Source organism: Pseudoalteromonas sp. MMG005 (assembly GCF_018101015.1).
GTDB classification, from domain to species: Bacteria; Pseudomonadota; Gammaproteobacteria; order Enterobacterales; family Alteromonadaceae; genus Pseudoalteromonas; species Pseudoalteromonas aurantia.
The window spans coordinates 162,286-175,879 of the sequence record NZ_JAGJEK010000012.1 but is presented as its reverse complement, the minus strand read 5'-3'; the positions used below and the strand labels follow the sequence as shown (position 1 = coordinate 175,879).

Annotated in this window: 11 protein-coding genes; 2 read left to right on the top strand and 9 right to left on the bottom strand. The window is 38.6% G+C overall.

Features of this window, described 5'->3' with window-relative positions; translation table 11 throughout:
- Positions 1-195: 195 nt before the first annotated feature.
- A complete protein-coding gene (locus tag J8M01_RS11280) occupies positions 196-2,220 on the bottom strand; it encodes an ATP-binding protein (protein ID WP_211058054.1) in 2,025 nt (674 codons plus the stop codon).
- A 178-nt stretch (positions 2,221-2,398) separates the two neighbouring features.
- Between J8M01_RS11280 and yvcK the strand changes: the two genes are divergently transcribed.
- Complete coding sequence (gene yvcK / locus J8M01_RS11275) at positions 2,399-3,289, top strand: uridine diphosphate-N-acetylglucosamine-binding protein YvcK (RefSeq protein WP_192507549.1); 891 nt, start codon at positions 2,399-2,401, stop codon at positions 3,287-3,289.
- On the opposite strand, the gene J8M01_RS11270 is transcribed toward yvcK, so the two are convergent.
- Entirely contained in the window at positions 3,269-3,604 is a 336-nt protein-coding gene (locus J8M01_RS11270) for an Hpt domain-containing protein (RefSeq protein ID WP_192507548.1), read from the bottom strand. The genes yvcK and J8M01_RS11270 overlap by 21 nt on opposite strands.
- Before the next feature lie 20 nt (positions 3,605-3,624).
- Here J8M01_RS11270 and J8M01_RS11265 point away from each other — a divergent pair, with 20 nt between their 5' ends.
- A complete protein-coding gene (locus J8M01_RS11265; protein WP_211058053.1) occupies positions 3,625-4,659 on the top strand; it encodes a glycosyltransferase family 4 protein in 1,035 nt (344 codons plus the stop codon).
- A gap of 3 nt (positions 4,660-4,662) precedes the next feature.
- Here the strand turns inward: J8M01_RS11265 and J8M01_RS11260 are convergent, their stop codons facing one another.
- The 7 genes from J8M01_RS11260 to J8M01_RS11230 all read right to left on the bottom strand — a co-directional run bounded on the left by J8M01_RS11260 (position 4,663) and on the right by J8M01_RS11230 (position 13,590).
- Positions 4,663-6,099, bottom strand: coding sequence for a sigma-54 dependent transcriptional regulator (locus J8M01_RS11260; protein WP_211058052.1), 1,437 nt, complete (start codon positions 6,097-6,099; stop codon positions 4,663-4,665).
- A gap of 40 nt (positions 6,100-6,139) precedes the next feature.
- Complete coding sequence (locus tag J8M01_RS11255; protein ID WP_211058051.1) at positions 6,140-7,603, bottom strand: SpoIIE family protein phosphatase; 1,464 nt, start codon at positions 7,601-7,603, stop codon at positions 6,140-6,142.
- A gap of 13 nt (positions 7,604-7,616) precedes the next feature.
- Positions 7,617-8,321 carry an AAA family ATPase gene (locus J8M01_RS11250; protein WP_211050975.1) on the bottom strand — a complete coding sequence of 235 codons (705 nt, stop codon included), beginning with the start codon at positions 8,319-8,321 and terminating at the stop codon, positions 7,617-7,619.
- The gene (locus J8M01_RS11245; protein WP_211058050.1) at positions 8,318-10,399 is read right to left on the bottom strand and encodes an SLBB domain-containing protein; all 2,082 of its coding nucleotides are present in this window, start codon (positions 10,397-10,399) and stop codon (positions 8,318-8,320) included. The genes J8M01_RS11250 and J8M01_RS11245 overlap by 4 nt, the downstream gene beginning before the upstream one ends.
- Before the next feature lie 4 nt (positions 10,400-10,403).
- A complete protein-coding gene (locus J8M01_RS11240; protein ID WP_211058049.1) occupies positions 10,404-11,288 on the bottom strand; it encodes an OmpA family protein in 885 nt (294 codons plus the stop codon).
- A 13-nt stretch (positions 11,289-11,301) separates the two neighbouring features.
- Positions 11,302-11,616, bottom strand: coding sequence for an STAS domain-containing protein (locus J8M01_RS11235; RefSeq protein WP_211058048.1), 315 nt, complete (start codon positions 11,614-11,616; stop codon positions 11,302-11,304).
- A gap of 162 nt (positions 11,617-11,778) precedes the next feature.
- Positions 11,779-13,590 carry a sugar transferase gene (locus J8M01_RS11230; protein ID WP_211058047.1) on the bottom strand — a complete coding sequence of 604 codons (1,812 nt, stop codon included), beginning with the start codon at positions 13,588-13,590 and terminating at the stop codon, positions 11,779-11,781.
- Between the last annotated feature and the right edge of the window lie 4 nt (positions 13,591-13,594).

The window sequence follows — 13,594 nt, the reverse complement described above, 5'->3', positions numbered from 1 at the left end:
TAGCGGGCTATTACAAATGAAAGCAACGCCGAGAGTGAGAAAAATAGCTTTATCCAGAGCTGAGGTTATCTAGCTTTGATGAGCTCTCATTACTTGATGTGAAAAGGATTAGTATGGGTAATTTCATATACAATAAGCAAGTAACTGACTTGAGAACCACACTAGATATCGTTAAACAAAAGAACAGTTTTAGTTCTATTTTTTAACCGGTGCATCATAGAGTGAGCTGATAGCATTGCTTAATTCAATAAATCGAATTGGCTTAGTAAGCACTTTATTCATTCCTGCATTCAGGCAATTTACTTTGTCTGATTGTCCCGCATTTGCAGTTAGTGCAAAGATAGGAATGGTCAATGACATTTCTTCCCGTATGTACTTTGTTGCGGTAAGACCATCCATCACCGGCATCATCATATCCATTAACACCAAATCGAAGTCATTCGCTTTTATAGCATTTAATGCTTCAGAACCTGTTTCGGTTAACGTTACTTTGTGGTTTAGTTTTTTCAAAAGTGCTTCTATAAGCACTTGATTAGGCTTGTTGTCTTCAGCGACAAGTATTGAAAGTGTCCTTTGTTTAACTGGTATTTCGTTTTCTATTTCCGGGATACACACTTTTTCAAAAGGCAAACTTACTGTAAATGTAGTGCCAACCCCCAGCAAACTGGAACAAGTTATATTTCCTTGCATCAACTCTATAAGTTTTTTAGTTATGCTGAGACCTAAACCAACACCTTGTTGCTTGCGTTTAACGCTATCACTGACTTGATTAAACGGCTTAAACAACCGACTTAGATCTTGTTCGGCAATCCCAATACCTGTATCACTAATTTGAATTTTGACACTGTTCTCAATCACACTTACATGTAAAGTGACACGACCATAGCTGGTAAACTTAAACGCATTCCCCAATAAATTAAATAGTATTTGCCCTAACCTAGTACTGTCACCGTTTACAATGCTCGGTACTGATTGCTCAATAATTTGTTCAAAATTGAGCTTGCCAGCTTCTGAGTGAGATTCAAATTGCGCGGCGATGCTATGAATGAGTTCTTTTAAGTGCACCTCACTATTATCAAGAGTTAATGTGCCGGCTTCTATTTTCGAAAAGTCCAACACATCTGAAATTAACCCTAATAACAAATTGGCACTACTTTGTGCATATGATAACCATTCCTTTTGCTGGTTTGTTAATTGTGTATCATTGAGCAATTCAACCATTCCTAAAATCGCATTCATAGGTGTTCTAATTTCATGTGACATAACAGCCAAAAATTGTGACTTCGCTGAATTGGCACTTTCTGCTTTTTCTTTTGCTTGCTTATATGCTATTTCTCTGTCTTTTGCGTAGGTGATATCCTTAGCGATACCCATATAACCGTTGAATTCACCTATTGAGGTAAACTGAGCTTTTCCACTCAAAGATATCCATAGATGGCGTTGACTGTCTAACTCAAACTCGAATTCAAAAAAATCACCATGTTGGGTTAATATGTGCTGAAATTGAGCCCACTTTCGCAAGTGTTGCATTTCATTATCAGATCGTAACTTTAACGCTGACTTTCCTATAAAAAACTGACTATACAAATCATCATGGGGTGCTAATTCATCCACGCACGTAAATATGTTCTCGGTATCTGTTCGCCAAAACCACTCGGATGCTAGTTCTTTAAATAAATCAGCTCGTTCGGTCATGTTCGCAATAAGTGATAATAAACTACTGGTTCTAGAATGTGATTTTTGTAGTTGATCTGCTTTTAAATACACTTGTTCTAGCAAAGTTATAAAATTAAGATCATTAGTGTAGGTGTCAGAGGGCGGATTAAGTAGACCAGTGAATAAAATAATACCTTGGCCACACAATTCAGATAACTTAAAAACCAAACTATTATTTAACCCAAATAACACCGTTTTACTGATTGAAGTTTGATCATACTCACTAACGGCATGAGGTATAAATTGTTCATTTTCTGATATTCCTTGTGCGAATAAATCAACATACTCATACCAACTTTCATCATTAAACAAAATGCTAGAAGTTGCAATGGTACGATAAGCGCCTTTGCTCCTAGATGCTAATACAACACAAGCTTGATATGAAAACAACTCGGCCATAGCCCTGTCAATTTCACTATATAACTGCTCAAAATCATTGCTCGAATTTATTTTTATTAAGGTTCGCTGTAACTTACTTGGGCTTATCAAACTTCCATTTTGCATATTGTAGAACACCATGATTTTAAATTGCTTTGCACTTTGCAAAGATAGTTCTAAATCGCATTTATTTCAAATTATATTTAGATACATTTATTTAAATTCAACAGCTTAATCATTATTTAAAGTTGGAATAAAACCTGCTTTTTCATAACTAGTTAAAAAATATCAGTTTGGAGATAGCATGAAAATAGTATGTTTAGGCGGCGGTCATGGGTTAGCACAAGTACTTTCAGCAATAAGACCTTTATGTAGTGATTTAACAGCGGTTGTTGCCACTACCGATAACGGAGGAAGTACCGGCCGACTCAGAGAATCTCAAGAATGTGTTGCTTTAGGTGATATTCGTAGGTGCTGCTTACAGTTAACCGACAAACAATCACTTATACATTCAATATTTGAGCATCGTTTTGATGGCGGTGAGTTGGATGGGCATAGTTTAGGTAATCTGACGCTGCTAGGTTTGATGCAGCTTACAGACTCTCCAACAGAAGCGGTTGCTTGGTTTAATGCAATGCTGGGGAATGCTGAAACAATTTTACCTATGTCTGATTCAGCAACCGACTTAGTGGCAACCTATGCAAACGGCGAACAGGTCGTAGGTGAATGTGAAATAGACGCATTGACGGAACTGCCTGATGCGATTGGTCTATCAAAATCAGTTCGTGCAGCTAAGGGCGCAGTTGATGCAATTACCAACGCAGACTTAGTTTTAATTGGACCTGGTAGTATTATATCGAGTGTAATGCCACCACTATTAGTTAAAGAAATTGGTGATGCGATTGAAAATACCGCTGCATGTAGAATTTTTATTGAAAATATTGCAGAAGAAAATAGCGTTGCTCGGTCTCTTAAAGGAGAAACGATCATCGACTGGATGCAAGAAAAGCTAGGTTATCAATTCTGTGATTTAAGTATTTCTCCACAGGCAATCGAAGAAATAGTTGTGCACTGTGACGAGCTAAATGATACTCAGAGTACGCAGCATAACATAGAGCAGCTAAGCCATGTTTTCTCTCAGTTGCTAAAACTGCCACTTAGCACTAAGGTTAACTCAACATGTACCATTAATTAACTTGTATGCATCAGTAAACGTGACGGTACTTTGCTGATGAGCAGCTGCAATCAAAGCTGTAACTTCATCACAAACACCGACAGTTTTTATCTGATGCTCAATTTTTTCACATAGTTCGGCTAATTGCAGAGCACCATAACTTCGACTACTGCTTTTTAAACTATGTGCTGTAATTTGAAGTAGGTCGCAGTCATTCGATGTAGTCAGCCTTTTTATTAAAACTTGCGACTCACTTAAATAAACACCTAAAAGTTGTGCGGCAAGCTCTTCGCCAACATCAACTTGGAGTTGAGAATAGGTCGTTAAATCTATCATGTATACCCCTGGAGTTAGATATGAAATATGACGTTGTATTATTTGTTGATTCTTCAATATTCGGCGGTATTGAGTCTCACTTAGTAGAGCTTGCTAAATTATTACAGCGCAAAGGCGTTATATGCAAAGTCCTATTTTACCAAAACCACGATAACCAACTATTTTACAATAAGCTAGAATCTAACAATATTCAATTTGAATTTTTAAATGGCTCCATTTCAAGTTTAAAATCGGCATTTGCGAGTTTTTCAAATGACACCGTAGTTCACACCCATGGGTACAAAGCCGGTATATTGGGCAGACTAATGTGTAAGTATCTAAAAGTACGTTGTATCAGCACTTACCACGCAGGAGAAACGGGTCAAGGAATGGTTAGGCTTTATAACATTTTGGATAAATTAACCGCACGACTTTCTATTAATTTCGCTGTATCAAAACGAATTAAAAACCAGTTAAAAGAGGCGGAAGTACTCGACAACTTTATTGAAACGACCCCATTGGCAGTCACAAGCTCTACTTATCACAGCGCGAACAAGCTAAAAGTAGGTTTTGTTGGGCGGTTTTCATACGAAAAAGGCCCAGACAGGTTCATTGAAGTTGCAAACCACATGGTCAAACAAAACATGATCGAGTGGCATATGTTTGGTGATGGAGATATGCAGAAAACACTTGATATACCAGAACATGTTGTGTGTCATGGAGTGGTCCCATCTGAAAAAATTTGGAAAAATATTGATGTGTTATGCGTAACCTCGAGACAAGAAGGATTACCAATGGCTATTTTAGAAGCAATGAATCATGGCGTTATGGTCATTAGCTTAGATGTAGGTGCTGTCTCAAACGTCATTACAAACAACCTAAGTGGTTGGGTCATGCCGGCCTATGATGTTGATTTATTGACAAGAAAAATTGACGAAATAACGAAAATCGCCCCAGAAAATTTGATTATGATGAAACAATATGCACATAGCATTGTGGCGCAAAGATTCTCGGGCCATGCACAGTGGACACTTTTACATGAAGCGTACTCAGGTCAGTGCCCATCCCGCATATAATCATTATGCCTGTGCGTCTTCCCAGCCCTTGATTTTACGATAAATTGTAGAAGGGCTAACATCTAACAAGGCTGCTGCTTTTGGAATATTGCTTTGGCAAAGCGCTATCGCTTGCTCTATATACCGCTTTTCTATAACCCATAGAGGTTCAATATCTTGCATCGATCCCAACGTCGTTCGCTGTTCTAAACTTGAATTATCAACGCTTCTAGTAGTTGGTGCTAACGGAGCCACATTAAGGGCCGATTGCACCAAAGGTTGAGCATTGGTGTTTTGCGAACTCAGTAAAGCAGGCACCATATCCAGATCAATCCATTCATCTGGGTTGAGCACTAAGGTATTACGTACGGTGTTCTCCAATTGGCGAACATTACCAGGCCATGTGTAATCTAAAAAAGCCCGCTTAACATCGTCAGAAATACCTTTATAGGGATGTGATTCTTCTTTACTAATTTTAAAGAATAACGCCTCAGCAATTTCAATGATATCTCTTCCCCTCTCTCGTAAAGGGGGCAAATTTATCGGGATCACGTGAAGACGATAATAAAGATCTTCTCTAAATCGACCCGCTTGTACCTCTAGTAATGGATCCCTATTTGTGGCACAAACAAAACGAACATCTACCTTAGTTTCTTTTTCACTCCCAACTTGCTGATAACAGCCCGTTTGTATAAAGCGAAGAAGTTTGCTTTGCAAATTTATATCCATTTCACAGAGTTCGTCTAGAAATAAAGTCCCTCCATTCGCTTGACCAGCAGCTCCTTCTCTATTTGCTATTGCACCTGTAAATGCCCCTTTTAAATGCCCGAATATTTCGCTTTCTATTAAGTCTTTAGGAATTGCGGCACAGTTGAGAGCAATAAAGGGTTTACTGGCCCGAGGTGATGCTTGATGTACCGCTTTTGCACATAGCTCTTTACCTGTCCCGCTTTCTCCGGTTATAAATACGGTTGCTTTACTGGCTGCTGCTGAATTAATGATTTGATAAACGGATTGCATGGCGCGAGAACTGCCTATTAAGTCAAAAAAGCGTCCATTCTCATATGTTGCTTGATATTTTTCGACCGTACTTTTTAGGTCTTTTAACTTCAGAGCATTATTTATTGTGATCCTAAAGCGGTCAGCTTCTATGGGTTTTTCTAAAAAGTCATTGGCGCCAAGCTTTATGGCTTGTATTGCCATTTCTTTAGTCGCATGCCCCGTTAGAACTATAACTTGCGGCTGATCATCACCTTGTAAAGAAGAAAGAATATCCAGCCCATTCATATCTGGTAGCATGACATCTAGTAGAATAAGATCAGGCGTAAATTCAGCAATGGTAGCCAAAGCATCTGCACCTGTGGCTGCAACCCGTGTTGTCATCCCTGTTGGGATTAAATACGACTGGTACATCAAAGCCAGAGACTCTGTATCTTCAACTATTAGAATTTTTGGCGGCATAGGCAACTTCCTTCTTTTTATGCTTATGAATTTATTATAACTAATTAATAACGATTAGCGATGCATCGTCAATCTCTTTTGTCAAACTAACTTGAGAATTGTGCCAAAGTGTAGATGCAAATTCGCTCTGACTCAAAGATAGATTAGGTAAGATTTGTTTAAGTTGCAGTAACTCGCTTTCATCTGTTTCTCGATTATCAAACAACCCATCGGTATAAACCAAAATATGTAATACATCCTTTAGTGACACAGAGTAAACTTCGTACTGATGTTCAGATGACAATCCTAATAACGGGTCTACACCGGCTAACTCACTTAATGTCCCATTTGACTTTATTACTATCGGCGGCGGGTGCCCTGCATTCAGCCAATAAAAATGCCCGTTTGAAACATATCCTGCAAGCAGAGTGACCAAGCTATTTTTACATAACTGCTCTTCATATAACGCTTGATTAAGCGTATTGAGCAATTCATTACAATTTGGTTTGCTTGCCAAAAAACCGCGGACAAACCCTTTAATCGCAAAACTTTCTTTTCTCGCTTGAATGCCGTGCCCCATCATATCACCTAAAATAAATCCATTTTGTTGATTTGGGATAGGCATAAAGAAATCACCGCCATCACCTACCTCGATTGAGCCAAATAAATGGGCATTAAGGCCCTCATTTAGTCGGTAATTATCGATACTACGTGGCGCTTCTATTTGATACTCAAACGCTTTAACCCTATTCGTCACTCGCTCTAAACTTTGCAGTAATCTAATTTTTTTAACTGGCTTCACTAAATAATCGTCAATACCCAAACGGTTTATACGGGTAATCGTATCATCAGAATCTGTGCCTGTTAGCATGACTACGGACAGTGTACTCCTATGATCAGAACCATTTAACTTCGTAAGCAATGGTTCTGATGTTTGCTTTTGTAATTGGTAATCCAAAATCAATACCTGTACATCATGCAGTGTGATCGCTTGCCAAGCCTCACTCAACTCTTGGCAAACGATTACGTCATAGTCGTCTTTTAGGTATGCATTTATTAATGCCAGTTGAGCAAGATCGTCGTCAACATAAACGGCTTTAGGCTTATTCTTGCCTTGGGTTAGTGGTATAGAAAAGTGGTTTTTACTACGCTTGCTCGTGTATGCCGCTTTTGGAAAATAATGCCTTATAAGCTCAACACCCATTCCTCCCTCAACTAGTATGCCGCTGTTAATATCCCAATCAGATTCATTACATGCAAATAAATCGTAAGGCGTTAAATTATCAATCACTTCTAATGTGTAATCTCCTGTTTTGTTTCGTGTTATGAGTAACACAATCGTTTCATCTTCTCCCTTACTATGCCGTAAAAGGTTCGTTAAATACTCAGTTATAACGAGCCCAGCAGCATCAAGGTCATCACTTAATACGGCTAACCCACTCAAAACATGTTTAAGAACGTGCCGGATCTCAGTAACAGCGGGTGCGATTAAACTGAAGCGTCTGTGGTATATTGGTTCGTTCATGATTGACTTATAATTAGTGTGGATGAAATAGCCAAGTTTGACGATTTACCTTGTTAATTAAAAATTGTGTTATTCTTGGCCAACGGTTTCGGTGTCGCTCTAATGCGTTAATGAGTTTTTCCCCTAAAGGTGCGAAATGATGTTGCGTCACTACGACTCTTACGTGTTGATGTCCACCTTGTTTAATATTTTTAATACTGGTGCATAGCGACTCTTCATCATTTATGCCCAAACCAACGGTTACAATTGTCATATCACTACACAAGCTCAGCGCATGTAACGGCACGTTTCCCCTATTCATTTTTGTCGCCGGTGACATATCTAAAAGAATATAATTATACTCTTGGGAAAGTCGCTCGACGGCTTCTTTCATAACTTGTTTATTTTTTGCAGACTCCAAATTAGATAGATTTTGCATGGTTAGCAAGTCGACTTGATTATGCTCAATAATATTCAATTGACAGGTAATATCGCTGAAACACCATTCAGGACCCGTAGGTTGCGCAATTTCATCTAACTTTAGGGGGTTTATTGGATTTAAATCGATAATTAATACACGGTGTCCGTTCGCTTTAAACCGTTGAGCTACACTTGCGCATACAGTTGAAGAGCCTGAATTGCCCTCAAGTGAAATAAATGTGACACATCGAGCGTTGTTATCAATAATTTCATTACCAATATCTTCAACTTCTTGATATTGATGAGGAATAAGGTTCATAAGCCCACCACTAATGCTATAATAGTTATAAAATCAACAAAGTTATCTTTAAACTGACTCATTAAGTCTTGGCCTTTATCTGGTATGTATAGCGTATCTCCAGCTCTGAGTACCGGTATATTTACTGAGTTTGGATTTTTCACAAAAGCTTCTAAGTCAAAAACCCGTGAACGCTCTTTACAACATGAATGATTCACAACCACTATTTTGTCAATTAATGCAGACCCTGTTGGCCCGCCAGCTTCAGCGAGTATATCTAACAAAGTCATGGTGTCATCAAAATTATAGCGCCCTGGCTTTTGAATTGCCCCCATAATTCTTACCACTTGTTCCTTTGGTTTTCGCAACCAGTCTTTAGTTTTTTCAGGGACAAAAATAGTGTCTCCAGGTAGAACATTAGGAAACAGAGTTTCATCTCCTGTTTCAAAATATAATGCTAAATCGAGCTTACTCACTCTGGCTTTATCTTCATTTCTATGTGTCACTCTAATGTTTTTTATATCCGCGTTGCCATTTGGTCCATCGGCCGCTGCCAAGATGTCTATGAAGTGCATATTGTGATTAAATGAATATCGCCCTGGAGACCCTACCTGACCCATAATATATATTGACTTGCTTGACTCTTGACGGATCCATTGTGATTTATTATCAGCAGGATCTACCGGTAATTCTTCCACAATCACTGTGTCACCTGCTTGTAGACTGGGTAAGGGTGTTTTCCCATCCGATATCGTGTACTTTTCTAAGTCAAATCGCTTCGTTACCTCTCCATTTCGTACTATTTTAATATCATTAATGTTGGCACCTTTTGTTGGGCCTCCTGCATGACCTAATAGATCTGTAAAGTCCATCTCCTGACTCCACTCATATCTACCTGGAGAGAAAATTGCGCCAATGATTTTAATAGCCCGACTCGGCGGAATTTTTAACCAACTTTTCTCGTTTAAATCTGTTTTTTCCGGTACAAAAATAACGTCTCCAGGGTTAAGCAAAGGGATCTCTGCTGAAACAATCCCTTCACTGTATCCTTGCAAATCAAATAAAATATTTTCTCCAGCAGGTGTTAAAATTCTAATTTGTCGGGTTTCTGCAAACCGTGTTGGGCCGCCTGCATTCGCCAATATATCGAGGAAATTGATATTATCGGGTGCTTCATACGCCCCCGGCTTCTGGACTTCCCCCATAATATAGACTGTCCGCGCAGTGGTATTTACATCATCCACCATGATAGGAACGTAAATGGTTGAACCTGCTTTTAAATCAGGCATATTGTCTTTATTTGGTTTATCTAAGTATGCTTTTAAGTCAAATACTTGAGGGGTCTTATCGACAATAACTCTGATTTTTGTAACATCAGCATATCGAGTAACGCCTTCGGCTCGCATTATGGCGTCTAATACACTCATATCGTCTTTAAATGAAAAGCTACCAGGGTTATGTACTTCCCCCAATAGGGTAATTGCGCTGCCTGCGCTAGCATCCCCGGTTGCACTGAGAGTTTGCGCATCAAAGTCTATTTGCACATTACCAAGTAAAGGGGATACCGGCACGAATACGATATCTCCACTTTGTAAATTAGGGAGTATCTTGACATTGCCCGAGTCTAAGTAAGCCTTATAATCAAATTCAATAATAGACTCACCGCGCCTAATTTGAAGTCTATCAAGCTGCGCTCCTGGTTTTAACCCACCCGCTTTCGCTATTACAGTTTGAATGTTTCCATCAAAAGGGATGCTAATTTGTTCTGGTGCATTAACATAACCCAACACTGTTATGAAAATATCTTTGGCTCGTAGCTCTATATAAAAGTCATCCATTGCCCTATAAACATTTCCAAGCGTTATTTTCATCTCATTTTGGAATTGTTGAACTGTTTTACCAGAGGCTTGCACACGACCTACTTCTGGTAATACAATTGCCCCGTCTTTACCGACTTCAAACACGGCTTCAAATTCAGCTTCACCTGGGACGTAAAGAAATAACTTATTACCAATTTGAATTGTATCTGTACCCTTTGAGTGAGTATTAGCAGATATTAAAAACGACAATAATAAAACTAAGCAAAGAAACAGCCGCATAACATTACTCCTTAGTTGCTTTAATCACCTTTGTCCATTCAACTAACGATCCTGCTTTGACAGGTTTACCGTTGTTGATTTCCGTCAGTGATAAAATTATTGCTTCGACACGCCGATCAGAGTGTCGTTCTGCGTCACTATTACTTATATTGTTATATGGCTGTAAACTACCTTGTGTTAACGTTGTGATCGTCTGTTGTTGTACACCATACACACCAAGCCAGTGCTTTACGGTTTCAGCCCGTTTAAGTGCGAGTTCATAGTTGTTATCATGGTTACCCACTTTGTCTGTGTGTCCAACTAATAATATCGAAATATCAGAGACTTGCTTAATTAAATCCGCTGCTTGGGCTATTCTTCCCATATATTTAGGTGTGATTTGATAGTCATCAAATGCAAACTGGTTATCACTATTCAATAAGTCTGTTATTTGATTTTTAACTTTAACAGGCACTTCTTTCACGACTACTACATCATTATTAGGGGCACACTTCGTCATCGCTTGTACCATTTCAAAATGCCCTGAAAGTTGATTAAGACCATGGTAGTGAATGAGTAAATCATGTTCCGCATCGGCCCACATTTGTGCTGAAATTAAGCGGCGAATGCGATTTTCATAGACTTGTGCTTTTAACAGTTGTGCAGGCATACAATCACGGATCCCTTGAGCTTTTAGCAAATCGAGTTTCATCACAAGGTGCTCAAATTCGTTAGTAACAACATTTATGTCATCAGAAAATACGTGATCCGTATCACCCAAATGCTTTTTACCGTCCTCACTTTTATGCTGACTGTAATGTTCTGCCCAACCTCCTTGCCCTTCTTCAGGCCAAGAAGCACATCCGCCTATCATGACTATTACCGATAAAAATAGTGTTATGTGCTTCATAAATTCTCCTTGCTTACAATTCAAGCTGCTCAATGAAAGGAATCGTTTTGTCGACCCTTAGTAAACTCATTAATTTGAAGGGCTGCCCATTTACTTTTAACAAAGCAAGATTTTGTCCTTTCTTTTCAATTCGTTTGTATAAGAAAACCATAGCCCCTATACCTGAAGAATCAATAAATTCCGTTTCTGAAAAGTCTAAAATGATGTTTGTATTGTCACAAACAGCGAGTTTTTCAAACTCATCCCGAAAGCTATCCACAGTAAAGCCTGAAAAGTCGCGAGGTAAAGGTAAAACACGAGGGGTATTTGAGTAAGTTGCTTTAGTCATGATCATCACCAAGTTTATAATAGAAGTTATGATTACTATTACAACTATAGTGCCAACTTTGTACTTTAAACAATATGTTGTTTTATAAATAAATAATTGATAATTACTGCAAAATGCAAAGGAATTTAATAAAACTATTGCATTTTGCAAAGCAGATTGTCGTTACTGGCCTTTTCCTAATACAACAACCTGTATGGTTTTAAATAGTATGGTGAATTCCATTTTAATCCAACTCAAAGGTGATGACATACTTAATACATAGGCATAATCCCAGCCAATTTTACTTCTTGCATCTTCCACAGATTCATCATAACCATTCATTACTTGAGCAAGACCTGATATCCCAGGTTTCAACCCATAAGTTCTATGGCAAAAATACGGTATGGATTTCTCTAATTTAGCATAAAAAACAGGTCTTTCTGGTCGAGGACCAATTAAAGACATCTCTCCGATCAGCACATTCCAAAGTTGAGGTAATTCATCAATTCTCGTTTTTCGTAGGAACGAGCCGATGGGCGTTATACGAGGGTCGTTCTTACTGGCCCATACCGCGCCGCTTTTCGCTTCAGCATCCACCACCATAGAGCGAAATTTATATACATAAAATAATGACACAAATTCATCGGTGCTTTCACCGACTCTTAGCTGTTTAAATAATACCGGGCCTTTAGACGATAATTTAATCGCCATAGCTGCACCTAACATAATTGGTGACACAAGCAGTATACCGACGCTGGCTCCAATAATATCCAGTACCCTTTTCGCACACTTAACACCATTACATCTCGTTGTGGCGCTCGATACTCGTTTCCAAGGCGAATCAAAATACCCATATTCAAATTTCACAATACCTATTAAAGCTATCCAATAACTATTTAGTACATAAGCTATTTGGTCCAAAATGACCAATCGCTTTTTAGTGTTAAATAGAAACTTGAACAAACTGGTTAAATGGACAGCTAGCAGCCCACTGCTGACGATCATAGACCATTGTGTTTGATATATTATCACCTCAGCTATCAATGCAAGGTACATCCCTAGAAGGAGAATTGGCATCAAACCTCGTAATACTTTATGGGATAGGAAGTTAATACTTGTCCATCCTAACTTGAAGTTCATTAAAGGCATCAACAGTTTAATTTGTTGCCAATTCCCAGCTCCGACCCTCTCTCGGCGAGTGTAATCTTGTACTTGGTCGTCACAGTCACATTCGTACATGACCACCTCATCATTGATTATTGCATTGCCTCCGTGAGCCAATGCTCGCATCGACAATATAAAGTCATCGTTGATAGCATTTGGTTCCAGCACAGTCACTAATTCTGAACGCACAGCAAACATCGCTCCAGGTACTCCAATCACAGCACCTACATTAGACTCAAGCCTTTTTAGGGTATTTTGATATTGCCAGTAGGATTGCTGCGAAATTGGCGCTGAATCTTGTAGCGTATACTGACCCGTTGATACAGCCACGGCATTATCTCTAAAATCCTGCTCTATTTTATTCAGGGCATCAATACTTAACAGTGCACTAACGTCAGTAAACACCAATATATCGTATCTATCTCTAGTCATAGAAATCAACGTGTTTAAACCCGCGGTTTTGCCTTTATTCTCAATTTGCAAATGCAAATTGCAATGCACATTGTTAGACTCTAGCTGATATGAAACTGATTTCGCTAACTCATACGTGTTATCAGTACAACCATCAAAATAGATATGAATATCATATTTATGATTAGGGTAAAGTAATGACCCCAAATTATGTAGCTTTTCTTCTATATATTCAGCCTCATTATAGGCACACATCAAAATAGCAATAGTTGGTGTTTCAGTCTGGTTATCGCTAGGTTTAACTTCCCCCACACTATTATTTTTCATACTATTCATTAGTTTAAGTACAGCCATATACCCTATATGGTGATATATGGCCATCAGAATTAACACGAAAAACACAATTGCAAATATTGACATATTA